General features: G+C 60.6%; 23 protein-coding genes. 20 read left to right on the forward strand and 3 right to left on the reverse strand.

Features of this window, described 5'->3' with window-relative positions; all coding sequences use genetic code 11:
• Positions 1-238 precede the first annotated feature (238 nt).
• The 6 genes from J3D46_RS14325 to J3D46_RS14350 all read left to right on the forward strand — a co-directional run bounded on the left by J3D46_RS14325 (position 239) and on the right by J3D46_RS14350 (position 8,134).
• The gene (locus tag J3D46_RS14325; protein WP_253467856.1) at positions 239-1,753 is read left to right on the forward strand and encodes an amino acid permease; all 1,515 of its coding nucleotides are present in this window, start codon (positions 239-241) and stop codon (positions 1,751-1,753) included.
• Positions 1,754-2,005: 252 nt separating this feature from the next.
• The gene (locus J3D46_RS14330; protein WP_253467858.1) at positions 2,006-3,511 is read left to right on the forward strand and encodes a GAF domain-containing protein; all 1,506 of its coding nucleotides are present in this window, start codon (positions 2,006-2,008) and stop codon (positions 3,509-3,511) included.
• A 259-nt stretch (positions 3,512-3,770) separates the two neighbouring features.
• On the forward strand, positions 3,771-4,817 hold the full coding sequence (locus tag J3D46_RS14335) for an amidohydrolase family protein (RefSeq protein ID WP_253467860.1): 1,047 nt from the start codon (positions 3,771-3,773) through the stop codon (positions 4,815-4,817).
• Positions 4,814-5,632 carry an iron-sulfur cluster assembly protein gene (locus tag J3D46_RS14340; RefSeq protein WP_253467862.1) on the forward strand — a complete coding sequence of 273 codons (819 nt, stop codon included), beginning with the start codon at positions 4,814-4,816 and terminating at the stop codon, positions 5,630-5,632. The genes J3D46_RS14335 and J3D46_RS14340 overlap by 4 nt, the downstream gene beginning before the upstream one ends.
• Positions 5,629-6,663 carry an NAD(P)-dependent alcohol dehydrogenase gene (locus tag J3D46_RS14345; RefSeq protein ID WP_308292028.1) on the forward strand — a complete coding sequence of 345 codons (1,035 nt, stop codon included), beginning with the start codon at positions 5,629-5,631 and terminating at the stop codon, positions 6,661-6,663. Before J3D46_RS14340 ends, J3D46_RS14345 begins: the two co-directional genes overlap by 4 nt.
• A 91-nt stretch (positions 6,664-6,754) precedes the next feature.
• Complete coding sequence (locus J3D46_RS14350) at positions 6,755-8,134, forward strand: MFS transporter (protein ID WP_253467864.1); 1,380 nt, start codon at positions 6,755-6,757, stop codon at positions 8,132-8,134.
• Between the two features lie 214 nt (positions 8,135-8,348).
• Here J3D46_RS14350 and J3D46_RS14355 read toward each other — a convergent pair whose 3' ends face one another.
• Positions 8,349-8,810 carry an Lrp/AsnC family transcriptional regulator gene (locus J3D46_RS14355; RefSeq protein WP_253467866.1) on the reverse strand — a complete coding sequence of 154 codons (462 nt, stop codon included), beginning with the start codon at positions 8,808-8,810 and terminating at the stop codon, positions 8,349-8,351.
• A 130-nt stretch (positions 8,811-8,940) separates the two neighbouring features.
• Here J3D46_RS14355 and J3D46_RS14360 point away from each other — a divergent pair, with 130 nt between their 5' ends.
• Together J3D46_RS14360 and J3D46_RS24970 are read left to right on the forward strand one after the other, a co-directional pair.
• Positions 8,941-10,050, forward strand: a complete 1,110-nt coding sequence (locus tag J3D46_RS14360; RefSeq protein ID WP_253467868.1) for a branched-chain amino acid aminotransferase — start codon at positions 8,941-8,943, stop codon at positions 10,048-10,050.
• Between the two features lie 405 nt (positions 10,051-10,455).
• The gene (locus tag J3D46_RS24970) at positions 10,456-10,584 is read left to right on the forward strand and encodes a hypothetical protein (RefSeq protein ID WP_256491367.1); all 129 of its coding nucleotides are present in this window, start codon (positions 10,456-10,458) and stop codon (positions 10,582-10,584) included.
• Between the two features lie 75 nt (positions 10,585-10,659).
• Here J3D46_RS24970 and J3D46_RS14365 read toward each other — a convergent pair whose 3' ends face one another.
• Complete coding sequence (locus J3D46_RS14365; RefSeq protein ID WP_253467870.1) at positions 10,660-11,556, reverse strand: LuxR C-terminal-related transcriptional regulator; 897 nt, start codon at positions 11,554-11,556, stop codon at positions 10,660-10,662.
• Positions 11,557-11,839: 283 nt separating this feature from the next.
• On the opposite strand from J3D46_RS14365, the gene J3D46_RS14370 reads away from it, so the two are divergent.
• The 3 genes from J3D46_RS14370 (at position 11,840) to J3D46_RS14380 (ending at position 15,166) form a co-directional block, all read left to right on the forward strand.
• The gene (locus tag J3D46_RS14370; RefSeq protein WP_253467872.1) at positions 11,840-13,474 is read left to right on the forward strand and encodes an AMP-binding protein; all 1,635 of its coding nucleotides are present in this window, start codon (positions 11,840-11,842) and stop codon (positions 13,472-13,474) included.
• 30 nt (positions 13,475-13,504) lie between these two features.
• Complete coding sequence (locus J3D46_RS14375) at positions 13,505-14,326, forward strand: enoyl-CoA hydratase/isomerase family protein (RefSeq protein WP_253467874.1); 822 nt, start codon at positions 13,505-13,507, stop codon at positions 14,324-14,326.
• A 63-nt stretch (positions 14,327-14,389) separates the two neighbouring features.
• Positions 14,390-15,166 carry an enoyl-CoA hydratase/isomerase family protein gene (locus tag J3D46_RS14380; RefSeq protein WP_253467876.1) on the forward strand — a complete coding sequence of 259 codons (777 nt, stop codon included), beginning with the start codon at positions 14,390-14,392 and terminating at the stop codon, positions 15,164-15,166.
• 109 nt (positions 15,167-15,275) lie between these two features.
• Here J3D46_RS14380 and J3D46_RS14385 read toward each other — a convergent pair whose 3' ends face one another.
• A complete protein-coding gene (locus tag J3D46_RS14385; RefSeq protein WP_253467878.1) occupies positions 15,276-15,899 on the reverse strand; it encodes a LysE family translocator in 624 nt (207 codons plus the stop codon).
• Positions 15,900-16,023: 124 nt separating this feature from the next.
• On the opposite strand from J3D46_RS14385, the gene J3D46_RS14390 reads away from it, so the two are divergent.
• The 9 genes from J3D46_RS14390 to J3D46_RS14430 all read left to right on the forward strand — a co-directional run bounded on the left by J3D46_RS14390 (position 16,024) and on the right by J3D46_RS14430 (position 25,901).
• Positions 16,024-16,476, forward strand: coding sequence for an Lrp/AsnC family transcriptional regulator (locus tag J3D46_RS14390; RefSeq protein ID WP_253467880.1), 453 nt, complete (start codon positions 16,024-16,026; stop codon positions 16,474-16,476).
• 79 nt (positions 16,477-16,555) lie between these two features.
• The gene (gene rraA / locus J3D46_RS14395; protein ID WP_253467882.1) at positions 16,556-17,032 is read left to right on the forward strand and encodes a ribonuclease E activity regulator RraA; all 477 of its coding nucleotides are present in this window, start codon (positions 16,556-16,558) and stop codon (positions 17,030-17,032) included.
• Positions 17,022-17,804, forward strand: a complete 783-nt coding sequence (locus tag J3D46_RS14400) for a FadR/GntR family transcriptional regulator (RefSeq protein ID WP_253467884.1) — start codon at positions 17,022-17,024, stop codon at positions 17,802-17,804. Before rraA ends, J3D46_RS14400 begins: the two co-directional genes overlap by 11 nt.
• Before the next feature lie 294 nt (positions 17,805-18,098).
• Positions 18,099-19,277, forward strand: coding sequence for an ABC transporter substrate-binding protein (locus tag J3D46_RS14405; protein WP_253467886.1), 1,179 nt, complete (start codon positions 18,099-18,101; stop codon positions 19,275-19,277).
• A 30-nt stretch (positions 19,278-19,307) separates the two neighbouring features.
• Positions 19,308-21,080 (forward strand): iron ABC transporter permease, encoded by a 1,773-nt coding sequence (locus J3D46_RS14410; protein WP_253467888.1) that lies wholly within the window; start codon positions 19,308-19,310, stop codon positions 21,078-21,080.
• On the forward strand, positions 21,073-22,203 hold the full coding sequence (locus J3D46_RS14415) for an ABC transporter ATP-binding protein (protein ID WP_253467890.1): 1,131 nt from the start codon (positions 21,073-21,075) through the stop codon (positions 22,201-22,203). The genes J3D46_RS14410 and J3D46_RS14415 overlap by 8 nt, the downstream gene beginning before the upstream one ends.
• A gap of 46 nt (positions 22,204-22,249) precedes the next feature.
• Entirely contained in the window at positions 22,250-23,341 is a 1,092-nt protein-coding gene (locus J3D46_RS14420; protein ID WP_253467892.1) for an isocitrate/isopropylmalate dehydrogenase family protein, read from the forward strand.
• 123 nt (positions 23,342-23,464) lie between these two features.
• Positions 23,465-24,748, forward strand: coding sequence for a 3-oxo-tetronate kinase (gene otnK / locus J3D46_RS14425; protein WP_253467894.1), 1,284 nt, complete (start codon positions 23,465-23,467; stop codon positions 24,746-24,748).
• Positions 24,735-25,901, forward strand: coding sequence for a lactonase family protein (locus tag J3D46_RS14430; RefSeq protein ID WP_253467897.1), 1,167 nt, complete (start codon positions 24,735-24,737; stop codon positions 25,899-25,901). Before otnK ends, J3D46_RS14430 begins: the two co-directional genes overlap by 14 nt.
• Positions 25,902-25,906 lie beyond the last annotated feature (5 nt).

Genomic DNA, 25,906 nt, shown 5'->3' on the forward strand with positions numbered 1-25,906 from the left:
GGGGCGCACTGCAACCGCCCCAGCAGTCCCCCGAAACCGTCGAGGCCTCTGGGCAGCCAGCGTCCCTAGGCCGGCTGCCTCATTTAGCCGGCACGTCCACAAACCGCGGTCATGGACATGCCATAGCCCCCGTTCTGTCGACAGAACCTGCCGCCCACATCGCCCAGGCTGGCCCTTGGCGCGCCTTCCCACCCTTCGCGTTACCTTCCCAACAGGACGATTCCATCTAAGGATTCCCATGACCGACGCACCCATCACAGACCACACGGTCCCGGCCCAGGCGCACGCCAGCGAGAAAGCCCTTCACACCGAGGATGCAGGGTACCACAAAGACCTCAAACCCCGTCAAATCCAAATGATCGCCATCGGCGGCGCCATCGGCACCGGCCTGTTTTTGGGAGCGGGTGGCCGGCTTAACGCCGCTGGACCATCACTGGTTTTCTCCTACGCGATCTGCGGTTTCATCGCTTTCCTCATCCTGCGAGCCCTGGGCGAGCTGGTGATGCATCGCCCTTCGTCGGGATCCTTCGTCTCCTACGCACGCGAATTCTTCGGCGAGAAGGCTGCCTTCGTGTCGGGCTGGTTCTACTGGATCGCGTGGGCAACCATCACCATCGTGGACATCACCGCGTGCGCCCTTTACATGAACTTCTTCGGTAAATACGTCCCTTGGATGGGCGCAGTTCCACAGTGGGCATGGGCTCTGATCGCACTGGTCGTGGTGCTCAGCCTGAACGTGGTTTCCGTTAAAGTGTTCGGTGAAATGGAATTCTGGTTCGCCCTCATCAAGGTCGGCGCACTAGTAGCCTTCCTCCTAGTCGGCATCTACTTCGTCATCTTCGGTACCCCTGTCGCCGGCCAGGAAGTCGGTTTAACCCTCATCACGGACAATGGCGGACTCTTCCCCAACGGCGTTCTTCCTACGATCCTCCTTATGCAGGGTGTGCTCTTCGCCTACGGCGCCATTGAACTCGTCGGCACGGCCGCCGGCGAGACCAAAAACCCAGAGAAGATCATGCCCAAGGCCATCAACTCTGTGGTGTTCCGTATCGCAGTCTTCTACGTTGGCTCTGTACTCCTGCTGGCCCTGCTCCTGCCCTACACTTCCTACGAAAAGGGCGTCAGCCCCTTTGTGACGTTCTTCGGGTCCATCGGCATCCAAGGTGTGGACGTCATCATGAATCTCGTGGTCCTCACCGCTGCGCTCTCGTCCTTGAACGCCGGACTATACTCCACCGGCCGCATCCTGCGTTCGATGTCCGTCGCCGGGTCTGCCCCGAAGTTCGCCCAGCATATGAATAAGGCAGGTGTGCCCTACGGTGGCATCGCCATCACCGCCGGAGTTTCCCTTCTTGGCGTTCCCTTGAACTACTATGTTCCGGCCGAGGCCTTCGAAATCGTGCTGAACATTGCCGCCGTCGGGATCATCACCACCTGGGCGACCATCCTCCTCTGCCAGGTCCAGCTGCAACGATTGGCCGCCAAGGGCTGGGTCAAGCGGCCGGCGTTCCGGATGCCTGGCGCCCCCTATACCAACTACCTCGCGTTGTTGTTCATTATTGGGGTGCTGGTCATGGTGTTCATCGATTCTCCGCTGACGATGCTGGTCACGGCAGTCGCATGTGCCCTTATGGTGGTGGGCTGGTTCCTGTGCCGCAAACGGATCCGGGAGCTCGCCCCCGTCCGTGAAGGATTCACCGGAACCGCCCCTGTTGTGGCCAATCGGCCCCTACGGAATGACCCTGTCAAGTAACGTCAGGCACTATCGGGGGATACCGTGCCTTTATCGATCCGGGCGCCCTAGGCCTAGGTTTTGAAGTCATGCTCGACGTCATTCTTGGGGGTCGACAGGGAAGCCATCGTCCTTTCCCCACGGCCTGGTCGCCGGCCACGACCAGGCCGTGGACTTAAGCCGCCTTTTTGGGGCACCCGACTAAGTCCTGTGAATAGCTGTCGATCTTCGGCGGGGAAATCTTGAAAGGCTAATACAAGGAGGACGGCAAAGATGCCGAATCAGCGCAATCCCCTCTTTCCCCCAGCCGCTCACGAGGCGCCTGAACATCAAGTGATCACAGTGACCAAGCGCCTGTTGGCATCATGGCAGCGCAGTCAGGACTACGGGGTTTCGGCCGAGGGGGTGGACCCGGTATGGGCTGGCCAGATCAGTCCGGATTCACTCTTCTTCCAATGCGGTCAGGAAGTACTCACCGCCATGCACCAGACGCTGGCCAACGAACCGCTGGGCCTGATGCTTACCGACGCCGATGGCATGGTCCTGAACCGGTTCAGCGGCGATTCATCTCTCCTTCAGGCGCTGGACAAGGTTCATCTGGCCCCGGGCTTTGCCTTTTCGGAAAGGGAAGCCGGGACAAATGGTCTGGGCCTCGCGCTGGCAGATCGGGTACCAAGTCTGGTGAGAGCTGAGGAGCACTACTCTGCGAGCCTGCGCATGTTCACTTGCGCGGCGGTCCCTGTCTTCGAACCACTGAGCGGCCGGCTGGAGGGCTGCGTCAATATCACCACTTACACCCGCTCATCACCTGAGCTGTTGTTGGCTCTGGCACAATCAGCTGCTAGCCATACCTCATCCCTCATGCTCGCCCGCTCACAGGGACTGGTGGCCAAGCCCGGGCCGAGGGGCGTGGTTTTCCGTGTTCACGGAAAACTCGAACCGGGCGCCGGAACGTGGCGAGCCACCTCGACTTCCTGGACTCGAGCGCTCGAAAAAACAGCAGCGGCATTGTCGGCAGGACGGGTCGTCGCGGCGCTCGGCGAACAAGGGTCAGGACGGTCAACATTATTGGGTCAGGCACTGAGGCAAGTCCATCCGCGTATCCGTATTCTTTGCGCCGCAGCACCCGCGCCAGCGGATGTTGACGCATGGCTTTCTCTATGGACCCCCGAACTGGCCAAAGCAGGGACGGCGGTCATCGTGGAGAACTGTGATACCTTGCCGGCGTGGGCGGCTCGCGATCTGTATTTCCGGACCGAAGCTGCCCTCAGATTGCGTCGGGCGTCTGCTCACACCAGCCTGCCGTCATTGGCCCTAACCGCTGAAGAGTTGTCTACCATTCCACAACCTTTGGCAGCTGCCGTTGGGACAGTGGTCGCCGTACCAGCGTTGCGGGAACGTCCCGAGGACATCGTTCCACTGGCCCGACACGCGGCCAGACAAACCCGGCTGCGGGCCATCGACTTCACTCCCGCAGCGGAGCGGGTCCTTACAGGGCACGAATGGCCAGGGAACATCGATGAGCTGAACCGCGTGGTGCACGCGGCAGCGCTACGGACCGAAGTCATCGACGTACAGCATCTTCCGGCCTCACTTTCGCAGCGACCATCCCGACGCCTTACTCACATGGAAACGATAGAACGCGAGGAAATCGACCGGCTTCTGTCAAAACCAGGTATGACGGCCGCCATCGTTGCGGTAGAGCTGGGCGTCAGCCGCGCCACGATCTACCGTCGTATGGCACGCCTGGGTATCAGCGTGCCCAAGTCCTCCACGTGATTGACGGGAGCTTATCGGCACATCGACGGAGTCGCCCACTTTCCGGTGCACCCACACACACGCCTGGCCGGAGACGAATGGGAGCCCCACGTCCGGCTACCAATTACCGTATTGCTGCCCTCGGACCGACACCCGAGGAGACACCACCTTCGGGAGGCGGCTGTCTCAATAATGAGACAGGGACCACATGTTTAGGCCGTCAGAACGGCCGTACTGTCGAGGATGTCGCGACTATGGCAGTCGTGAAAAGGAGAAGATCATGTACACCAGAGACGGCGAGAACTACTTCATCGTTGACTCCCACATCGCACTGTGGGACGCCCGCCCGGAGAACCAGCGCAACATCCACGGCAAGCAGTTCATCGACTGCTTCTACGATTACCACCGCAACCTTTCCCCGGAAAAAGAACAGTGGTCCTACGACGAATACCTCTACCAGGGGGGTCAGCGTCTGATGAAGGATGTCTTCGAGGACGGCTACGTCGACCACGCCATTTTCCAGCCGGCCCACCTTGGTGAGTTTTACAAGACGGGTTTCGGGCAAACTGAGGAGGCCTACGGACTGGCAGCAGCGAATCCTGAGAGGCTGACGTACAACCACAACTTCGACCCCCGTTACGGCGAGGCCGGGCTGGACCGGCTCCGTGCCGACCACGAGAAGATGGGCTTCAAGGGTGTCAAACTCTACACCGCCGAATGGCACGGAGAATCCCGGGGCTACAAGCTCTCGGACAAATGGTCCTACCGGTACTTTGAGGAGTGCCGAGAGCTCGGCATCAAGAACATCCATGTCCATAAGGGCCCAACCATCCGGCCTCTCGACAGGGACGCCTTCGACGTCGCAGACGTTGACCACGTGGCTTCGGACTTTACTGACCTGAACTTCATTGTCGAGCATGTGGGGCTGCCCCGCCTTGAGGACTTCTGCTGGATCGCCACGCAGGAACCCAACGTCTACGGCGGACTTGCTGTAGCGATGCCGTTCATCCACACCCGCCCGCGCTACTTCGCCCAGATCATCGGCGAACTCATCTACTGGATCGGAGAGGATCGGATCCAGTTCGCCAGCGACTACGCCCTGTGGACGCCGAAGTGGCTTATTGAACGTTTCGTGGACTTCCAAATCCCTGCAGACATGACCGAATACGGGCCACTGACCACCGCGCAGAAAAAGAAGATCCTCGGACTCAATGCGGCAAAGATGTACGACATCCCGGTACCGAAGGAACTCCAGCTCCCTGATGCCAACGAGACCACGACCGGTCCTCGGGAACCGGAACGCGCCGACCTGGCAGGCATTCGATGAATGCCACGTGGGCGGAAGACCAGCGGCAGGATCCTGCCCTGATCGGGAAGCACGACATCCTCCGGGTGCTGGGAGGTGTCTTTGATCCTGAATTGGACGAGCCGATCACCGATCTGGGCTTTGTTCGTTCCGTGTCCGTGGCCGCCGGCGATGCCGGGACGGACGTTCACGTTCATCTGCGGCTGCCAACGTCGTTCTGTTCGCCTAATTTCGCCTACTTGATGGCCTCCGATTCCAAGGATGCCATCACAGCAGTGACGGGCGTGGGGTCCGTGGTTGTTGAACTGGACGACCACCACGACTCTGACCTCATCAACGCTGGGCTGGCGGCCGACGCCGGCTACCGCGGAACCTTCGGCCACGAGGCGGACGACAGCCTCGACGAGCTCCGATTGACATTCCAGCGAAAGGCCCACACCGCCGCCATGGAGCGCTGCCTCACGGAACTGCTGCGTTCGGACCCGTCCTTTTCGGAAAACGATCTCGCAACTGTTCACGTCCGGGACCTGCTGCCCGGGAGGAACGTCGAGTCACTGTTGCGCAGAAGGGAAACCCTGGACCTTTCCATCAGTGAGGATGCCCTGGTCATGGTCAACCATGCGGGATACCCCTTCGCCGTCCAAGACATCCCCATGGCCCTGCGCCGCGCGCGGTCCACGCGCATCTCCATCGATGGGAACGCCCATTTTTGCCGCGGTCTCTTGCGCACCCGCTACGCAGGCTCGGGCGCTGACCAGGTGGAACGCCCCGAAGGCGCTGAAACCAGCGACCGCCATCGATTTCTTCCCTTCACCGTCAAGGAGCACCACCCGTGAACACCATGCGAGCCGTCCAGGTGGTCGGCTACCACGAAGGCCTCAAAATGTCCGAAGTACCAATCCCCGAAGTTACCGGCCCCTGGGACGTCATCGTCAAAGTCGGCGGAGCAGGGGTTTGCCGGACCGACCTGCACATCCTTGATGGCCAGTGGGCTGAGAAATCCCAAGTCCACCTTCCTTACACCATTGGCCATGAAAACGCCGGATGGGTCCACGATATTGGCCCCGCCGTCAGCAACGTAAAAATAGGAGACAAAGTCATACTCCACCCGCTCGTCACGTGCGGACTGTGTAGGGCCTGCCGGTCGGGCAACGATGTGCACTGCCAAACCAGCAACTTCCCGGGTATCGATTCTCACGGCGGGTACGCGGAATACCTCCGCACCTCAGCCCGCGCGGTGGTCAAGCTCGATGCCGCACTCGAGCCCTCGGACGTGGCCGCCCTGGCCGACGCCGGGCTGACGGCCTATCACGCCGCCGCAAGGGCAGCCAAGCAGCTTACCCCGCGGGATGTCTGTGTGGTCATAGGCGCAGGCGGACTGGGACATATCGGCATCCAGGTACTGAAGGCTCTCACCCCGGCCCGCGTCGTTGTCGTGGACCGTAACCCCGCAGCCTTGGAACTTGCCAAGTCCATCGGAGCTGACCACGGAGTCCTAGCTGACGGAACCCAGGTAGATCAGGTCCGGGAGCTCACATCCGGTGATGGCGCCGAAGTCCTCATCGACTTCGTCGGCGAAGGTGGCGCGACCGCCGAGGGCATCGCCATGCTGCGCAACGCCGGCAACTACTACGTCGTCGGATACGGAGAAAACATGGACGTACCCACCATCGACATCGTTTCCAGCGAAATCAACATCATCGGAAACCTTGTGGGCTCCTACAACGACCTGCAGGACCTCATGGCCCTCGCCGCACGCGGAGCAGTTACCCTGCATACGCAGAAATACGCGCTGGACGAATTTCAAAAGGCCCTCAGCGACCTCGACGCAGGCAAAGTGCGTGGACGCGCCATTCTGATCCCTTAACGAGGCAACTGTTTTTACTCTGCTTCACACACCCCAACCTTGCCTGGCCGCCCACAAATCGTCGGCCGCCAGCTGCTCGAAAGCGAATCCCATGTCCATACAAGAACCATCCCTCAAGGGAGCCCCGGGCGAAGTCGAACGCTCCATCACGGCCAGCACCGCACCGACGAACAGCCGCGGAAAGGTTCTCTTCGCAAGCCTGATCGGCACAACGATCGAGTACTACGACTTCTACATCTATGCCACCGCCGCTGTCGTGGTTTTCCCTTCCTTGTTTTTCATCACGTCGTCACCGTCCACCGCCCTGCTCGCTTCGCTGGCCTCCTTCGGTGTCGCGTTTTTTGCCCGCCCCATCGGAGGCGTCCTCTTCGGCCATTTCGGTGACCGGATCGGACGAAAAGGAACGCTCGTTGCTTCATTGCTGACGATGGGCCTCGGAACCTTCGCGATCGGGTTGATCCCCAGTGCAACCACGCCCGGATGGGAGTTCTTGGCACCCGCACTGCTCGTGCTCATGCGCTTCGCACAGGGACTGGGGCTCGGGGGTGAATGGAGCGGCGCGGTACTACTGGCGACCGAAAACGCGCCGGAGGGCAAGCGTGCCATTTATGGTTCGTTCCCCCAGCTCGGCACCGCTTTCGGGTTCATTATTGCCAACGGCTTGTTTTTGCTGCTTACAGCAATGTTGAGCGCTGAGGCTTTCCTCGCATGGGGGTGGCGCATCCCGTTCCTCGCAAGCGCCCTCATGGTAATAGTGGGATTGTGGGTACGACTGTCCTTGGTGGAGTCAACGGCCTTCAAGAAGGTCGTAGAGGAAGGCGAGGTCGCCAAGCTTCCCCTCGCACGAGTCTTCAAAACAAGCTGGAAGGCAATCATCATCGGTACGTTCTCGATGGTCTCCCTCTTCAGCCTGGTGTTCATCCTCAGCACCTTCACCCTCAGCTACGGCACCACGCCCACCACAGCCGCCGTACCGGGTCTGGGATACGACCGCCCAACCTTCATGCTCATGATCGTTGTAGGCGCCGTCGCGTTCGCCGCATTCACCCTGATCGCAGGACCCTTCGCTGAACGGTTCGGCCGCCGCCGCGTCCTGATCGTGTCAATGGTGTTGATAATGGCACTGGGGCTCCTGTTCGTCCCGCTGCTCTCCGGAGGAACGCCGGGCGTCATGACACTGTTGCTGGTCGGGTTTGCCCTCCTCGGGCTCAGCTACGGACCAATGGGTGCGTTCCAACCCGAGCTATTCCCCGCCAACGTCCGCTACACCGGTTCCGCCCTGAGCTTCAACATCTCCTCAATCCTGGGCGGAGCACTCGCGCCCCTGATAGCTGTTGCTTTGTGGAGCGTCGCCCAAGGAAGCCCTGTCCTGGTCGGGTTGTACCTTAGCGGAATGTGCGTCATCTCCCTGATCGCTCTATTGGTCAGCCGTGAAACCAAAGACGTCGCCTACAACGACAACATCAGCTGAACCTTATGTGCGGGCAGCTGACAACCACCGTCAGCTGCCCGCGCTCCCGGTGACCGCCGCAGCCATTTCGGCATTTCCGAATGGGGTGGGAGAGACGGGAACAGCCCGTTGCGGAACAATCGGAGGCGCGAGGCCACCCACTACAGATTGGCTCTGAAATCCCGTGCGGAATTAAGGCGATCGCGCCGCCTTTGCCCGGCGGAGGGGTAACAGCTCACAGAGGGATCTCCGATGTGAGCTTTATTCGTTGCATGGGGATCTCTGACTTGATGCTCTGAACGCCTTTGATTCTTGTGAGGTGCTCAACTTGGAACTGGCGATAGGCATCAAGATCGGAAGCGACAATGCGCAGGAGAAAGTCAGTCTCACCAACCATCAGGTTGCACTCCACGATCTCGGGCAGCAGAAGAACCTGCTCGGTGAAGTGGTCGATCGTATCCCCATCCTGCCGGTTGAGCTGGACCCGTGCGTACACGGTAAAACCCATGCCGATCTTCGCGGCGTTGAGCAGAGCGACGTAACGATCTATAACACCGGTTTCCTCCAGCATACGAACGCGGCGCAGGCACGCGGAGGGCGAAAGGCCAACGGCGTCGGCAAGCTCGTTGTTGGGGATACGCCCCTGTACCTGCAATACCCGAAGGATTCTCCGGTCGATGCGGTCCAACTCTTTCATGACGTGCTTCCAACTCTGGATGGTGAAATGTTCGGCATGGATCAGATTCTACGCAATCCAGTTGCCGCAGCAAGGCCGTAACGCACAATTGATCAATCGCATTCGACGCAATGTTCGACAAGATATTGGTATGACATCTAGAAATACTGTTCCCTCCTTTGAGGTTGAGACGACATCGGCACCCATATCGGATGCAGACCGCGAACGCGCGCTGGAGCAGCCAGGCTTCGGAACGCAGTTCACGGATCACATGATCACCATTGACTGGTCCGAGGAACAGGGCTGGCATGCTGCCCGTGTGCAGCCATTCGGGCCATTGCCGATCCTTCCTGGCGCATCGGCCCTCCAGTACGGACAACAAGGATTTGAAGGGATCAAGGCATACCGCCATGCCGATGGCAGTGTGTGGACCTTCCGGCCTGAACGTAACGCCGCCCGACTCAGGGCTACTGCCGAGCGGTTTTACCTGATCGCGCCCGATGACGCGTTGTTCGTCGAGTCGCTGCGCTCATTGGTGGCCGTCGACCACGAATGGGTGCCACAACCGGACGGCGAAAAGAGCCTCTACCTCCGACCCTTCATCATCGGAACGGAACAATTTCTTGGCGTACGACCCTCCAAGACGGTGACCTTCGGGTTGATAGCCGGCCCCTCCGGCATATACGTGGGCGGCCTTGGTAACCCCGTCAATGTATGGCTGAGTGAAGAGCACGTGAGGGCGACCATTGGAGGAACTGGAGAGGCTAAATGCGGGGGAAACTATGCTGCCGGCCTGGGTGCTCATGCCGAGGCAAAAACCAACGGCTGCCAGCAGACATTGTTCCTGGATGCAGAAACCCGCACGTATGTTGAGGAATTCACCTCCATGAACGTCTTGTTTGTCACCTCCGACGGCCACCTCGTGACCCCTGATCTGTCAGGCACCATCCTCCACGGCATTACCCGGGCCTCATTGCTGCAGATCGCCGCGGAGGACCTGGGCATGACCGTTGAAGAGCGCCGAGTCAGTGTCACCGAATGGCGCGAACGTGTGGCCGACGGCTCCTTTTCCGAAGTCTTTGCTTGCGGCACGGCGGCGGTAATCACGCCCATTGGCACCTTGAAGGCACGTAACTTCGACATCCCACCGGCCCGCCACACCGGAGGGGAGGTCACCCAAGCCTTGAAGGAACGTCTCACAGGAATTCAGTATGGCCACATTGAGGACACTCGAGGCTGGATGGTCAAGCTCCGCGACTGAACTATCTCCGCCTTAGGACTCCGGGTCGGTCCCACTCGCCATGGGAAGGTCTGGCACGATACCCGGTATCTTCGGTGCCATCTGTTCATTCCTCAGAGGCATGGGCTGTTCTTGCCCAGGCGCTGGAGATCGAGGCCATTGAATGCGAGCAGTCACTCAAGATTGCGGCGGGAACCTCGCTCGGGATCAACTCAACTTCTCCGACTACTTTCGTCGTTAGTAGGAAGACCCGTCTTACAAGCTCTCCCCGTATTTGACCACCGTAGGCCAAGCTTCGAGGAATCCGCCCGTGAGCCTCTAAAGGCACCACCCTACGAATTTTGGTCTGCCCCCGCTGTGTGCGGATGCACAGCGTAGGGCTCCCGTGCCCGCTCGTGAAAGCATTCCGCCGATGCAAGAAGCTGTGTGTATGTTCAATCAGAACATTTCAAGCAAGCCTTGGCCGAGTTGCCTGCCTATCTCCGCCGCGCCCCGGACATCGTCAACGCTAAGGTCGACGGCTGGTCTGAACTGGGCGAGTTCTCAGTCCAGTAGGGCGGAGAACTTCGGTTCGTGCGTGTCGAAGCCGTTGTGAACGAGCCGTGCGTGGGAGACGGAAATTAGTTGCTCTTAGAGGAATCCGAGCGCGCGGGCGGAATGGATGGCCGATGTGCGGTTGCGGACCCCAAGCCTTCGCATGGCCGAACTGTTGTATGCCTTGACGGTCTGGATGCTGAGACCAAGTTCGTCGGCAATCTGGATGTTGCTCGCTCCGAGCTCAATCAGGCGCAGAACATCCAGCTCACGCGGGGCGAGCGTGACATTGGAAGGGCTGCCATCCTCGGCGGGACCGGTCCAGGCGGTGCCCCCGAGGTCCGCGATAATTCGGGCCAGTTGGCTCTGCACTTTGGGGTCGGTGGTCGTTTTCGCCAGTTCGGCCAGATCTCGCAGCGCCTGTCTGCTTCTCGTGAGAGTCTGATCGCTCGGACCGGCCGGCGGGCGCACTGCGGAGAGCTTTTCAAGATCGGCGGCCAGCGATGAGGCCGTCAGGCTTGCCCGCCGCATCACGGTATCGCCAATGGAGTGCCCGTCGCGCGTGGCACCATAGATCGCGCCACGAACCACACCGTCGACAACCACCGGTACTGCAAACAATGATCGGATCCTCTCCCGCCGGACGATGATGTCATCGAAGTCGTGGGTGATGGTCTTTGCCGAGACGTAGTCATCTACCCGGATGGGATTGGCTCGCGTTATCACGATCCCACCCACCCCTTGACCTCCGGCAATCTCGAAACCGAGCAGGGAGTGGGTCAGTGTGCCGACGAGCTTGGTGATTCGGAGACGACGCCCCCCAGGATTCCGGTCCGCGATTCCTCCGAGCGCGACCGGCAATCCAGCCGCTTTCTGAAATTCCTGAAGCCGCGCGCCAAGGAGGGACTCAAACCTCTTTTCGCCAAATTCATTATGGGCGGCATTGGTGTCGCCTTTGTACTCGCTGGAAGGAATGGCACTCTGCGCTGACATCGCTGTTCACCCCGCATCTACTTTCTATCCTACAAACATTATATAGAATCTATACCCCGAATGAAAGGTCACCAGGCACATCCTGCGACTCCGAATTCCACCCGTCAGCAGTGGCGGATCCTCGCTATGACAGACCAAAAGATATCCGGCGGAATACCAACTTTTGCGCGTAGTGGGGTGTGACTGCCGACACGTACGATCAAGTCAACCGCAGCTCCAAGGCAACTCGCCGAGTACCACAGGGGAGGGGAACTGCGAGCACTAGGACAAAGGAGAGACAACGATGTCAGACCTCAGCTACGCCAACGAGCGATCGGATATCCCATTGATCGGCCTGACCATCGGTGAGCAGGTCGACGCGGCCGCCGTTCGCTACCCTGACCACGACGCCATGGTGGACATGCCGTCCGGCCGGCGCTGGACCTATCGGCAACTCAACGACGCGGTAGACAGCCTGGCAACCGGGCTTCTCCGCCTCGGTGTCGAGAAAGGCGACCGAGTCGGTATCTGGGCACCAAACGTCCCTGAATGGGTCTTGATCCAGTACGCCACTGCAAAAGTTGGCGCCATTCTAGTGACGCTCAATCCCGGTTACCGGAAGTCCGAGCTCACCTACGCGCTGCGGCAGGCAGGGATCTCCATGCTGGTCGCAGCCTCCCGCTTCAAAAGCTCCGACTACGCCGCCATGGTGGCCGAGGTGCGCGAGGACGTACCGGACCTGCGCAAGGTTGTGATGATGGGTTCAACGGAGTGGCTCGACCTGGCCGCCACGCCAATCGACGCGGACTCGGTCCGCGGAAGGATGGCGCAGCTGAACCCCACTGATCCCATCAACATCCAGTACACATCCGGCACCACCGGGTTCCCTAAGGGAGCGACACTTACCCACCACAACATCCTGAACAACGGCTTCTGGGTGACTGAGGTTCAGCGATTTACCGCCGACGACCGGGTCTGCGTTCAAGTTCCGTTCTACCACTGCTTCGGGATGGTCATGGCAAACCTGGGCGCACTGACTCACGGGGCCTGCATCGTTCTCCCTTCGCCCTCATACGACGCGGCAGCGTCCCTGAGGGCAATAGAGGCAGAGAGCTGTACCGCGCTCTATGGTGTGCCGACCATGTTCATAGGCATGCTCGAACACCCCACTTTCGACTCATCTACCCTGACGAGTCTTCGCACCGGGGTCATGGCTGGCTCGCCCTGCCCCATTGAATACATGAAGCGTGTCGTCTCGGAAATGAACCTTCGCGACATCACCATCGCCTACGGCATGACGGAGACATCACCCATTTCGACACACACCCGTCTTGACGCATCTTTCGAACGTCGCACCACCACCGTCGGAACAGTGTTGCCGCACCTTGAGGTGAAGATCGTGGATCCGGTCACGGGCGCCACAATGCCCCGCGGGGTCTCCGGAGAATTCTGCACCCGCGGATACTCGGTCATGCGCGGCTACTGGAACCAGCCCGACAAAACAGCTGAAGCTATTGACGCCGATGGCTGGATGCACAGCGGTGATCTGGCCACGATGGACTCCGAGGGATACATCAACATCGTAGGTCGACTGAAGGACATGGTGATCCGGGGCGGTGAAAATCTTTTCCCGCGTGAGATCGAAGAGTTTCTCTACACCCACCCCGACATTGCCGACGTCCAGGTCGTCGGTGTTCCGGATCCGCGGCTCGGCGAAGAGCTTTGTGCCTGGATCAGGGTAAAGGACGGGCGCCCTCCGATAACTGAGGAGCGCCTCCGCGAGTTCTGCAAAGGAAAGCTCGCCCATTTTAAGGTGCCTCGCTATGTCCATATCGCTGCCGAGTTCCCCATGACTGCCAACGGGAAAATCCGTAAGACGGAAATGCGTGAGCAGAGCATCCGGGAGCTGGGCCTCGACGACTCGATAGTCACTGCCTAGGCCCCGAAACCAGAGAGGGCGACAGCCGACATGGCCAATAATCCCACGACCAAAGTTCTCTACGAGAAGCGAGATCAGGTAGCTTTCATCATCCTGAACCGGCCTGAAGCGAAAAACGCCCTCGATCTGGAAATGCACGAGCGCTTAATCGAGATCTGGGAAGACTTCCGTGACGACGACAACCTGAGGGTTGCCGTCATTACAGGCGCAGGCGATGCCTTCTGCGCGGGTGCGGACCTGAAGACCCATCTACCCATGTGGGCTGAAGCCGACGCAGGTCTGCCACTTCGCAAGCTCAACGACGGCTTCGGTGGGATCACCCGCGGGTTGCACCGCATCAAGAAACCCATTGTCGCAGCCGTCAACGGGTGGGCGCTTGCAGGCGGCTTTGAGATTGCTCTTGCGTGCGACATCCGCATCGCCACCACCAATGCCCAATTCGGCTGCTTTGAGGTTCGGCGTGGCCTGAACCCCATGGACGGTGGGATTGTACGTCTGGTCAACATGTGCGGGCTTGGCACCGCACTAGACATCCTCCTTACGGGCAACGCCTTCGACGCCGAACAGGCGCAGCGCTGGCAGCTCATCTCCAGAGTGGTAGCCCCTGAAGATCTTGCCGCGACAACGGACGACGTCGTGGCAGCCATACTCCGGAACGACCGGGTTGCGGTTGAAACCGTCAAAACCACCGCACACGATGTCATCGGCCGGCAACTGGATGACGCTTTGCAGGTCGATGCCCTCGTCGGGTATGCGCTCGTCGCATCAAACCCCACCGTCAAGGAGCGACTTGAAGCGTTCTATGTCAGAACGGACCAAGGGCGCGTCGGTGCCGGCACGGCCAGTAGCTAAGGCCACTTACCACCGTCATTGTGCTAGAAACGACTCCAGATACCTGAGAAGAAGGAAATGCTCATGTCGATCGATGTAACGACAGAAGGCCACGTCACCGTCATCACCATCAACAGGCCCGAGGCAAGAAACGCACTCGACCCGCAACACAATAAAGCCCTGGGTGAGGCAGTTGCCGCCTTCGAAGCCGATGATGACCAGTACGTCGCGGTGCTGGTCGGGGCCGGGGAAGTTGCATTCTCCGCGGGCGCCGATCTAAAGCAGCTTCTGCCGGCCTATCATGCGCGTGTCCGTGCCGGCGAATCACCAGAATGGAACTTCGGTGGATTCACCACCATCCAACGTACCAAACCTATGATCGCGGCGATCAATGGGCATGCACTGGCCGGAGGGTGCGAAATGGCGCTTGCCTGTGACATCCGGCTGGCCTCGCCCAACGCCACGATCGGCTTGGCGGAGACGAAGTGGGCAATCATCCCCGGTGGAGGTGGAACTGTTCGGCTGCCACGGGCAGTTCCCTTGGGCCTGGCGATGGAGATGATCCTCACGGGGGACCCGATTGACGCGGCCGAGGCGTACCGGGTGGGCTTGGTCAACAGACTGATCGACTCTGACAAGCTCTTAGGGGAGGCTGTTGCCTTGGCCAAGACAATTGCCGAGCGTGGACCACTCGCCGTTCGGGCAGCCCGAGCCTCCACTCTTGAAGGAACAGGCCGTCCGGAGATAGAGGCACTCGAAAACGAATTCCGGCACTTTATCGCCGCCCTACGGACAGAGGACGCCGAAGAAGGATTCACCGCCTTCGTCGAGAAACGACCACCAGTCTACAAAGGCCGGTAGTCCGGCCCGCCTTGCTTCGAGCGCGGAAACTCTCCGACGCACGCCTCATCCTGCCGTCGTTGCAATTGTCTCCGTTTTCTCGTACTTGTGGGTGATTGCCGGAAGGTCTTTATGAGTTCCAGTGCAGGACTTGTTCGATCAGCAGGAACATCCCGATCAGGATCATCGCGGCCCCCGATATACGGGTGACCCAACGGGCCGCGCTGGGTCGGGTGCCTAGCACGGCGCGTGCCCCGGTTCCCACACAGATGTAGATGACCGCGCAGCTTGCTACGTGGATCAGTCCAAGGACAATAATTTGGGCCCACATCGGCCAGGTGTTGCTGGTGCTGGTGAACTGGGGGAGGAGTGCCAGGAACAGGAGGAAGACTTTGGGGTTCAGGCCGCTGATCCCGGCGCCCTTGAGGGCCTGGCGGGCCCAACTGCCATCGATGCTTTCGCCGGCTTGCGGGACGGATGGGTTCCTGAGCATTCCCAGTCCCAGCCACACCAGGTAAGCGGACCCCGCAACAGTGAGAGCGCTCAGTACCAGGGGAGATCCTGCAAGCAGCGCCCCAACCCCCGCTGCCACAATGAGGGTGGCGGCGAGGTGTCCGGTGAGCAGTCCCGCAACGGCGGGAATGACGGTCCGGTGACGGAGGCCTGCTGAGATCGCGTAGGCCCAGTCTGCTCCGGGTGTCACCACGAACAGGAAAGAGACCGCCCAAAACGCGGCCATGGTCCCAAGCGGCATCCGTACTCCTTTGGTGTAAAAATCCCGAGTGTCCGGGACTTCACAAAGAAGTTTACGGAAGTAAGACTGGAATGTGCTTCCAAGTTCTTTGGATTCGAAGACCAATACAGCGATAATTTTCTCTATGGACAAGGTTGATAGGAAGATTCTTGCTGAGCTGCAGTTGGATGGTCGGCTGTCCCTGACGGATTTGGCTGAGCGCGTGGGTTTGAGCCTCTCCCCGTGCCACCGAAGATTGCGTGCTTTGGAGGAGTCACAAGCCATTAGCGGATACCGAGCGCAGCTGGATGCGGAGGCCCTTGGCCTGACGTTTGAAGCATTGGTGTTCGTAACCATGCGTGACGGGGACAAGACTACGGTGGCGGCCTTCGAGGAAGCTGTCGCCGAGATCCGTCACGTACTGAGGGCGCAGCGTCTCTTTGGGGACCCGGACTATCTGCTCCAGGTGGTCGCCAAGGACGTGCGGGAATTCCAAAGGCTCTACGACGAGCGACTATCTGCACTTCCGGGCGTTCAGCGGTTGAGCTCCACTCTGGTCATGAAGAACGTCGTGGAGAATCGGCCGCTGCCTCTGTGACTCCCGGGTTCAATCATTATGTGGTCGACCAGTTAGCGATCGCGGAGTACCATGGCCGTAAGACTTGAAGGGATTATCCATGACTGCACCATCCGTCAACACAGCCGACCTTTACGATGAGCTTGGTGAGGACATTCAGTCCATCGCCATTCAGTTCCAATCGCTCGGCGCCAGAACCCACTTCAGCGGGCCGGCCAGGACGGTCCGTTGCTTTGAAGACAATGCGCTGCTCAAATCCGTGGTATCAGGACCCGGCGAAGGCGCCGTCTTGGTGGTCGACGGGGGTGGCTCGCTCTCACGGGCGCTCATGGGCGATATGATCGCCGAGATCGCCGTTTCGAATGGCTGGTCCGGAGTGATCATCAATGGAGCAATCCGCGATCGTCAAGCGATTTCCAGCCTTCCTCTCGGTGTGAAAGCATTAGGCAGCAACCCAAGAAAAAGTACCAAAACCGGTGCAGGTGAGACTGACGTCGAGCTGACGCTTGCTGGCGTCATCATCAAGCCGGGCGCCATGGTGTACTGCGATCCAGATGGAGTTCTCGTTGAGCGCTGACCCAGCCGTTGCCGAGCCGGCCCCTCGCGCCACCCGCCGTAAGCGGGCGGCGCCCTCAGTTACCGGGCTAAAGCCCGTCAGTGTGGTGCATGCCGAGCCGGCTTCGTCCGAAGTGGCCAAGGCATTACTGGATTACATCTTTTCCGGGCAAGTGGCGCCTGGGGAAAAGTTGCCGTCTGAGCGTCAACTCAGCGAGTCCTTCGGTGTGGGGCGTTCGGTTGTCCGCGAAGGGATCAAGTCCCTGGGCCTTCTGGGGCTGGTGGAATTCCGGCATGGAGGGGGAACGTTCCTTCGGAACGCCAATTCGGAGCTCCTCCCCAGGGTGATCGAGTGGGGGCTGATGCTCGGCGAGAGGCGAACGTCGGACCTCGTGGAGGCCCGCCAGCACATTGAGCGCGTTACTGCGGGTCTGGCAGCGACTCGACGGACGGATGCGGACCTCAAGCGCATCAAGAAGGCGCTTGACGCCATGGGCGTTGCTAAGTCGACTGAGGACTTCGTCTCCGCTGACGTTGACTTCCACCTCGCCGTCGCCGACGCCTCCGGTAACACGGTCCTGGCGAACATGCTGAAGAATATTGCAGCGCTTTTGCGCGTGTGGATCCATCGCGTGATGGACGCTGAAACGTCCTTCGACGGTTCGCACGCGGAGCACACGCCGGTGTACGAGGCCATCCTTGCTGGAGACGCCGAGGGGGCTTCGGGCTCGATGGCCCAGCATATGGATGCCGCCAGCGGTCGCCTCATGGCCACTCTGAAGTCTGCTGAGTAGCCAACACAGCGACACTGGCCGATAGCGGGGAAGCGCGTATGCTTCCCCGCTTTTTTGTGCCCAAACCTACGTTTCAGCATTACAGCAGACGCATCGAGCAAAGTGGTTGACTGGCCGACCACTTTTGCCGCATGCTTGGTGTGCGAGACAAATTCAATGAGAACTTCCCGCAATAAAGTGGTTGACTGGCCGACCACTTAGCCTCATGATTATGTGAGCAGCCTCACTGGCTGAGCATCACCAGTCACGGGGAACCATTCACTACCAGCCGTGCAGCCTCAAGGGAGAGAAGCAATGACTGAATTCAACAAGGCCCTGCCTACCGGGCCCCGTCGCCGTACGGTCATGACCGTCGGCGCAGCAGCAGCGATCGCCGCCGTGATGGGCCTGACTGCCTGCGGTGGAGGATCCGAAACGGCACAGACGCCGGCTCCGGAGAACTCCATCGCCGTGGGCCAGTACCCGGATTACTACCCGGCCGATTACAAGGACCTGGTGGCAGCAGCCGAGAAGGAAGGCGGCGAGCTGACCATTTACTCCAATACGGATCAGGAGAACTGGGATCCGATTCTGCGGGACTTCAAGAAGAAGTATCCCTTCGTCACCAAGATCGCGGCGAACAACCTGGACAGCGACGAAGTCTTCCAGAAGGCATTGAGCGAGAAGGCAACCAACGCCTCCAGTGCCGATGTTTTCGTCTCCAACGCCGCCGGGGCCTGGGCAGACTTCGCCGCACGTGATGGCATGTTGGCCAAGTACACCTCACCTGAACTGGCCAAAGTCCCCGAATTCGCGTCCCTCCTTCCGGGGGTGGTGGCGATGTCCGCGGACCCGCAGACCATCGCCTTCAACACCTCGCTCCTTACGGAGAAGCCCGAGAGCCTGGAGGGCCTGGCCGCGCAGATCAAGGCAAAGCCTGCGGACTTCACGAACATGATTGGCGTCCGGGATACCACCGGAGCGTTCGGGTTCACCATGTTTTACAACCTGACCGAGGCCAAGCCGAAGTCATGGGAGTCCATCGAGACCATCCTTTCTGCCTCCCGACCGGAAACGTCCTCGGGTACCTTGTCTGAAAAGGTCCTCGCAGGCGAGTACAAGGCCGGGGTTCTGGTCACCGCAGCACCGGCGTTCCCGGTGGTGAAGAACAGCAACGGCTTGTTCGACATCGCCCTTCCGAAGGACGGCACGGTGGTTATCCCTCGTGGGCTCGGCATTTCCGCTGACGCGCCCCACCCGGCAACCGCCAAGCTCTTCCAGGACTTCGTCATCTCCCAGGAAGGACAGCAGGCTGTTCTTGAAGGCGGTTTGTCCTCCTACCGCGATGGCGTGAAGTCAGTCCAGTTCGCCCTCACCTACCAGGACGTCGTGTCCAAGGTCGGCGAAGAGAACGTGATAATGGCCCCGTACGAGTCGGTCCCCGCGGACAAGGTGAAGGCATTCACCGACCGCTGGCAGAGCCTCCTCAAGTAACCCGCTGTGCAAGGATCTGGAACCAAGACCATGAAAACACTCCCCGAAGTCGCCGAGGTGCCGACGCAGACGCCGGCGCGAACTGAATTCCCGGCACCGAAGTATCGCAGGATTCTCGGTGCGGACCGCAGCCAGTTGCTCTACTGGGCGACGATTGTCATTCTCGCGCTCCTTGTCCTTGCACCTGTGGTCCCCACGCTGTACCAGTCGGTGATGGACCGTCCTCTGTACGAGGAGGGCGGTCTGTTCACCACAGAGAACTTCACCAGGCTCTTCACTGAAGGCGGCTTCGGCCAGGTTGCACTGAACACACTAATGTTCGCAGTCCTGACAACCGTCATGACGCTGCTGATCGCAGTGCCGATGGCCATCGTCGTCGTTCGAACCAACATCCCCGGCCGGAAATTCTTCGGAACCGCGATGCAGTGGCCGTTCTTCATCTCGTCACTGATCCTCGGGTTCGGCTGGATCACTATGTATGGTCCGGCCGGCTTCGCCAGTGTCCAAGTCAAGCGGGTCCTGGGTTTCCTCCCATGGGATCTCTACACGATCCCGGGAATGGCGATCACTGAAGCGGTGGCCCTGGCTCCGATAGCCTACGTTTTCTGCGCCAATGCCCTGCGTAACTCCGACGCTTCGCTCGAAGGCGCGGCACAAACCGTAGGCGCCGGACCCTTCAGGATCCTCTGGTCAGTCATCATTCCGATGCTTCGCCCGCCCATGGTCTACAGCTCGGTCCTGGTGTTCAGCATGTCCATCGAAACCCTGTCCATCCCGTTGCTTTACGGACAGCCGGTCGGCATCACCGTCTTCGCGACGTTCCTCTACAAGAACGGGCTCCAGTCCATCGACCCGGACTACGGAATCCTGGGCGCCGCGTCGGTCATCATCCTGCTCGTGACCATCCTCCTTGTCGCCGTGCAGGCCAAGCTCCTCAAGGACGCCAAGCGGTTCGTCTCCGTGCGTGGCAAGGCAACCCGGCCCCGTCTGCTGGACCTGGGCTGGATCAAGTGGCTCTCGGTCGCCTTCATCTCCGTCTACGTCGTCATCGGCGCCCTGATTCCGATCCTGGGCTTGGTGATGCGCTCCTTCACCAAGGTCTTCACGCCCCTGCAGAACCCCTTGCAGTCCCTCACCATGGGCAACTACCAGCGCATCTTCGAATTCCCCGTTTACCTGGCCTCCATTCGCAACAGCCTGATCGTAGCCGGCGTCGGCGCCGTTCTGGTCAGCGTCCTGGCCGTAGTGGCGGTGGTGGTCGCCAAGCGGTCCACGTTCCGGTACCGCAAGGTCATCGAGTATTTGGCCCTGGCCCCGCAAGCCATGCCCGGCCTGATCATCGGCATTGGCCTTTTCTGGGCGTTCTCGTTCCTGCCGTTCAACATGGGGTCCTTCGTCCAAGGCACCATCTGGGCGATCATCATCGGCTTCGGCCTCCGCGCCCTACCCAGTGCCTTCGGTTCCATCTCTCCGGCCGTCATGCAAATCGGTGAAGAACTGGACAACGCAGCCCGCGTCAACGGAGCGGACTGGATGCGCATGTTCATCCGCGTCCTGGCCAAGCTCCTCACCCCCGCCTTCGTCGCCGCCATGGTGCTGACCTTCGTGGTCATGATGAAGGAATACTCCCCGGCGATCTTCCTTGGATCTGCCGACACGAACATCATTGGCACCACGATGCTCGAGCTCTGGGTCCAGGGCAACACCGGATCAGTGGCCGCCCTGGCCACCATTCAAATCGCTATCACCGCAGCCTTCGTCGGCATCGCCGGCCTGCTCATGAAAGGTAAGAAAGATGCCTGACGTCGTAGTCAAGAATCTCCGCAAAGACTTCGGAGGCATCACTGTCCTCCACGAAGTGAGCTTCACCATCAAGGACGGGGAGTTCTTCACCCTCCTTGGCCCCTCAGGCTGTGGCAAGTCCACTACTTTGTCCTGCCTGGCAGGCTTGGAACAACCCACATCGGGATCCATCGCCGTTGGTACCACCGTCCTGGTGGATGACTCATCCAACAAGTTCGTCCCACCGGAAGAGCGCAACCTGGGCATGGTGTTCCAGTCCTACGCCCTCTGGCCGCACATGACGCTGGCCGGGAACCTGGCGATGCCGCTGAACATCCGCAAGGTGCCCAAGGCCGAGCAAAAGACCCTGATTCACGACGCGTTGGATAAAGTGGGCTTGGCGCATTTGGCTCACCGGTATCCGCACCAGCTCTCTGGTGGTCAGCAGCAGCGTGTGGCCCTGGCTCGGGCGCTTGTCTACTCGCCGAAGGTCCTGCTCTTGGACGAACCCTTGTCCAACCTGGACGCCAAGCTGCGCGAGCAAGCCCGGGTCTGGCTCAAACGCCTCCAATCGGAGCTCGGCATCACCACCGTTTACGTCACCCACGACCAAGAGGAAGCCTTGGCCATGAGTGACCGCATCGCGGTCATGTCCAATGGCAACATGCTTCAGGTGGCCCCGCCCGAGGAAATCTACGAACGCCCCGCCACTGCCGAAGTCGCTGCCTTCATTGGCCGCTCCAACTTCCTCGATGGCACCATCACCTCAACCATCGGGGACCGGGCAGTGGTCCGCCTCGAAGACACCGGCGAAACGGTCACTGCCGTTCTGACCGGCGAAATGCACGACGGCGACTCGGTCACCGTGGCGTTCCGTCCGGAGAAGGCCTCCCTCGCACCGGTGGAAGAGTCGGTCCCGTCCGGTCATGTGGGCCTACCCGTGGAGATCCTCACGACGTCATACGTCGGTTCCCGCTATGAGTACGAGCTTCGCTACGGTGCACGCACCTTGGCCGTAGACAGCAAGAGCAACACTTATCAGGGAGATTTGATGCTCATCGTTCCCATCGAGGCCTTGCGTCTGTACCCCCGCGCCAACGTGGTCTCAGCCGACGCCGCCGAGCTCATGGCAGTCATTCACTAGTTCCTGGTCCGTCAACGAGACCTGGTTATAAAGAAAAGGAAATACCGTGACTACATCCAAGCAGTACCGACTGGCAGTTCTGAACGGCGATGGCATCGGCCCGGAAATCGTTCCCGCGTCCGTGAAGATCCTTGACGCCGCGATGGCCGCTGCCGGAGCGCCGGCCATCGACTGGACCGAACTGCCCCTGGGCCGCGAAGCGATCGACACCCATGGCACCGCCGTCCCGGCCGAAACCCTCCAAGCCCTCGCCGACGTCGACGGCTGGCTCCTGGGCCCGCACGACAGCGCTTCCTACCCCGAACCGCACAAGTCCGCACTGAACCCCTCGGGCACCATCCGCAAACACTTCGGACTCTTCGCCAACATCCGCCCCGCCAAGGCCTTCCCCGGCGGAAACGCCATCGTTGAAGGCACCGACCTGGTCATCGTGCGTGAAAACACCGAAGGCTTCTACGCCGACCGGAACACCTTCGCAGGCACCGGAGAGTTCATGCCCACCCCCGACGTAGCGATCATGCACGGCATCATCACCCGCGCCGCCACCGAACGCATCGCACACTCCGCGTTCCAGCTCGCCCAGTCCCGGACCAAGCAACTGACCATCGTGCACAAAGCCAACGTCCTGAAAATGACCACCGGCCTGTTCCGCGACGTCTGCAAGGAAGTCGCACAACAATACCCAGACGTCACCGTCAACGACTTCCACATCGACGCCATGACAGTGCACCTGGTCCGCCGCGCCAACAAGTTCGACGTCATCGTCACCGAAAACATGTTCGGCGACATCCTCTCGGACCTCGCCGGTGAAGTCGCCGGATCCCTGGGCATCGCACCCTCGATCAACTCCTCCGACACCCACGCCATGGCCCAGGCCTCCCACGGCTCCGCCCCGGACATCGCCGGAAAGAACATCGCCAACCCCATCGCGATGATCCTCTCCTCCGCCATGCTCCTACGCTGGCTCGGCGCGAAGTTCGACGACGAGAAAGTCCTCCAAGCCGCCGAACTGGTCGAAAAAGCCATCGAAGCGACCGTCCTGGACGGCACCACCACCAAAGACATGGGCGGCACCGCCGGCACCAGCGACTTCGCCGACGCCGTCGCCACCCGCGTCACCACCGTCGCCCACGTCTAACCACACCACCCACACGCCGGGCGGGAACAAAACCACCCGCCCGGCGTGCACGCACATTGCCCAACTTCCGGCAGGAGGCCATGCGTCCGTGTCCGGAAACCCCACGAAATGGTAGGAACAACAGTGATAGGTGTCATCGCCGATGATGTGACCGGTGGTACTGACGTTGCCGTCGCTTTCCGACGTGCCGGACTGGCAACAGTCATTCTGTTCGGCTCGCCCGATTCGGAGACGATCCTGCCGTACCATGACGCTGTGGTCATTGCATTGAAAACAAGGACCCTGCCGGTAGACGACGCCGTCGCCGAATCCCTGCGCGCCGCAGAATGGCTTAAGAACCATGGCGCCTCGCAGCTCTATTTCAAATACTGCTCCACCTTCGATTCCAAACCCGAAGGCAACATCGGCCAAGTAGCCGACGCACTGGCCGATCTCCAGGGTTCACGTCTGACGGTCGTTGCTCCGGCCTCACCTGAACACCGCCGCACCCAGTACATGGGTAATCTGTTCGTCGCCGAACAGCCACTGGCCGAGTCTCCGATGAGCCACCATCCCTTGACGCCGATGACTGATTCCAACGTCGTCCGGCTCCTCAGTGCCCAGACGGAGCGTCCCGTAGAACTCGTCAGCCAAAAAACCGTACGTGCAGGCGCCCGGGCAATCCGGGAGTACCTCGATGAGATGGCCGGCCGCGGTGTCCGCTATGCCGTCACGGATGCCATTACCGCTAAAGACCTGCAAGCCATCGGTGATGCCTGTCGCGACGATGTGCTGGTTACAGGCGCCGCCGGACTGGCCGGGGGGCTTGGTCGATCTCTGGCCGGGAACCGGGGAAGCAGCCAAGACCACGAACAGGACCCGGTCGGAACCGGGCGGGCAGTCGCTTTGGCGGGAAGCTGTTCGGCCCGGACCCGGGAACAGGTCTCTTACATGCGCGAGCAGGAACCCTCGTTCTTCCTCGACGCTGTCGCAAACCCGGACCCTGTACAGCTGGCAGAATCGGCCCTTGCCTGGTTCGGGACACTGCCTCATGACGCCCGGCCGCTGATCTACTCAACTCTAGAACCCGGAGAGCTGCGCCGAACCCAGGAGATTTTGGGCACCGAAAGATCCTCCGCCATCCTCGAAAAGGCCACCGGTTTGATTGCCCGTGGGCTCGTTGAAAGGGGCGTGCGCCGAATCGTCACTGCCGGAGGCGAAACCTCCGGTGCGGTTGTCCAGGCATTGGGCGTCCAGGGCGGGACCATCGGTACGGAAATGGCCCCCGGGGTGCCATGGATCTACACCACAGGGCAGATTCCCATCGCTTTGCTTTTGAAATCCGGCAACTTCGGGGACCCCGGGATGCTGGCCCAAGCCGTCCACGCGGACGCCAACGCCGGGGAGGCCAGCCTTGCCGGTCACTGAACTTGCCTATGTTGGTTCACGAACCAGCGTGCTGCGCGAAGGACGCGGCAGCGGGCTGGAAGTCTTCGAAATCCTCGACGACGGACGCTGGCTCCCACGGCAAACGGTGGGCATGGACAACCCCAGTTTCATGATCCTCAGCCCAAGAAGCACACAGCTTTACGTTGCCCATGGCGACGGGAACCAGATCAGCGCCCTGGAGCTGGACCCGGCGACCGGACGCATCGATTACCGCGACACGGTTGATGCCGGGGGAGTGAACCCGGTCCATTTGGCACTCAGCCCGGACCAGCAGTTCCTCGTGGTGGCCAACCACAACAGCGGCACTGTAGCCAGCATCCGGATACTCCCGGATGACAGCCTCGGCCCCGTCGCAGGTCTGCTGTCCTTCGAGGGTGAAACCGGGCCGCACCGCCGTGACCAAAACAGTTCTAAACCCCACCAGGTGGTCTTCGACGCCACCGGTTCGTACGCGCTGGTCCCGGACAAAGGCCTGGATTCAATTTTCACGATCTCGATCGACAGCACCGGATCCCTGACGTGGCACCAGGACCGGACCATACGGTTGCGGGAAATGTCTGGACCACGCCACGTGGCGTTTTCACCATCCAACAACTTCGTTTACTCGATCGAGGAATTCCTTTCAACGGTGACCACCTACAGTTGGGACGCCGCCACGGGCACACTCCGCCCTATCCAGTCGACGTCCGCACTGCCCGACACTGTGACCGGGGACAGCCGCGGGGCAGAAATCGCGGTCAGCGCCGACGGGAAGCATGTTTATGTCTCCAACCGCAGCGGACCCGGAGACCACTCACCCGGTGGTGAGTTCCCGGACACTATCGGCACGTACGATGTCGATCCCGACACGGGCCGTCTTGGCCCAGGACGCTGGACCGAGACCCACGGCATCAGGCCCCGTTTCTTCTGCCTGGACGCCGAAGCGGGGGCACTGCTCGTCGCCCACGAACGGGGACACTCCATCGCAGCCCACCCTTTGGATCCAACCACGGGAACTCCCGGTCCGCCGGTGTTCCGAGCTGCCACCGGCAGTCCCGTCGCGATCTTGAGGCACCGCCTCCCGGTCTCCGCAGAAAACGGCAAGCCGTCACCAGAGCACTGCGTCGACGCAGACCGTTCGTCCACCCTCTAGAAAGG

This window comes from Paenarthrobacter sp. A20 (genome assembly GCF_024168825.1).
In the GTDB taxonomy this organism is placed as follows: domain Bacteria; phylum Actinomycetota; class Actinomycetes; order Actinomycetales; family Micrococcaceae; genus Arthrobacter.

Coding starts and splice junctions, on each gene's coding strand:
- J3D46_RS14375 (WP_253467874.1), top strand. CDS start 13,505: ATGGCCAATAATCCCACGACCAAAGTTCTCTACGAGAAGCGAGATCAG.
- J3D46_RS14325 (WP_253467856.1), top strand. CDS start 239: ATGACCGACGCACCCATCACAGACCACACGGTCCCGGCCCAGGCGCAC.
- J3D46_RS14350 (WP_253467864.1), top strand. CDS start 6,755: ATGTCCATACAAGAACCATCCCTCAAGGGAGCCCCGGGCGAAGTCGAA.
- J3D46_RS14370 (WP_253467872.1), top strand. CDS start 11,840: ATGTCAGACCTCAGCTACGCCAACGAGCGATCGGATATCCCATTGATC.
- J3D46_RS14330 (WP_253467858.1), top strand. CDS start 2,006: ATGCCGAATCAGCGCAATCCCCTCTTTCCCCCAGCCGCTCACGAGGCG.
- J3D46_RS14335 (WP_253467860.1), top strand. CDS start 3,771: ATGTACACCAGAGACGGCGAGAACTACTTCATCGTTGACTCCCACATC.
- J3D46_RS14385 (WP_253467878.1), bottom strand. CDS start 15,899: ATGCCGCTTGGGACCATGGCCGCGTTTTGGGCGGTCTCTTTCCTGTTC.
- J3D46_RS14365 (WP_253467870.1), bottom strand. CDS start 11,556: ATGTCAGCGCAGAGTGCCATTCCTTCCAGCGAGTACAAAGGCGACACC.
- rraA (WP_253467882.1), top strand. CDS start 16,556: ATGACTGCACCATCCGTCAACACAGCCGACCTTTACGATGAGCTTGGT.
- J3D46_RS14360 (WP_253467868.1), top strand. CDS start 8,941: ATGACATCTAGAAATACTGTTCCCTCCTTTGAGGTTGAGACGACATCG.
- J3D46_RS14415 (WP_253467890.1), top strand. CDS start 21,073: ATGCCTGACGTCGTAGTCAAGAATCTCCGCAAAGACTTCGGAGGCATC.
- J3D46_RS14340 (WP_253467862.1), top strand. CDS start 4,814: ATGAATGCCACGTGGGCGGAAGACCAGCGGCAGGATCCTGCCCTGATC.
- J3D46_RS14410 (WP_253467888.1), top strand. CDS start 19,308: ATGAAAACACTCCCCGAAGTCGCCGAGGTGCCGACGCAGACGCCGGCG.
- J3D46_RS14405 (WP_253467886.1), top strand. CDS start 18,099: ATGACTGAATTCAACAAGGCCCTGCCTACCGGGCCCCGTCGCCGTACG.
- J3D46_RS14355 (WP_253467866.1), bottom strand. CDS start 8,810: ATGAAAGAGTTGGACCGCATCGACCGGAGAATCCTTCGGGTATTGCAG.
- J3D46_RS14390 (WP_253467880.1), top strand. CDS start 16,024: ATGGACAAGGTTGATAGGAAGATTCTTGCTGAGCTGCAGTTGGATGGT.
- J3D46_RS14380 (WP_253467876.1), top strand. CDS start 14,390: ATGTCGATCGATGTAACGACAGAAGGCCACGTCACCGTCATCACCATC.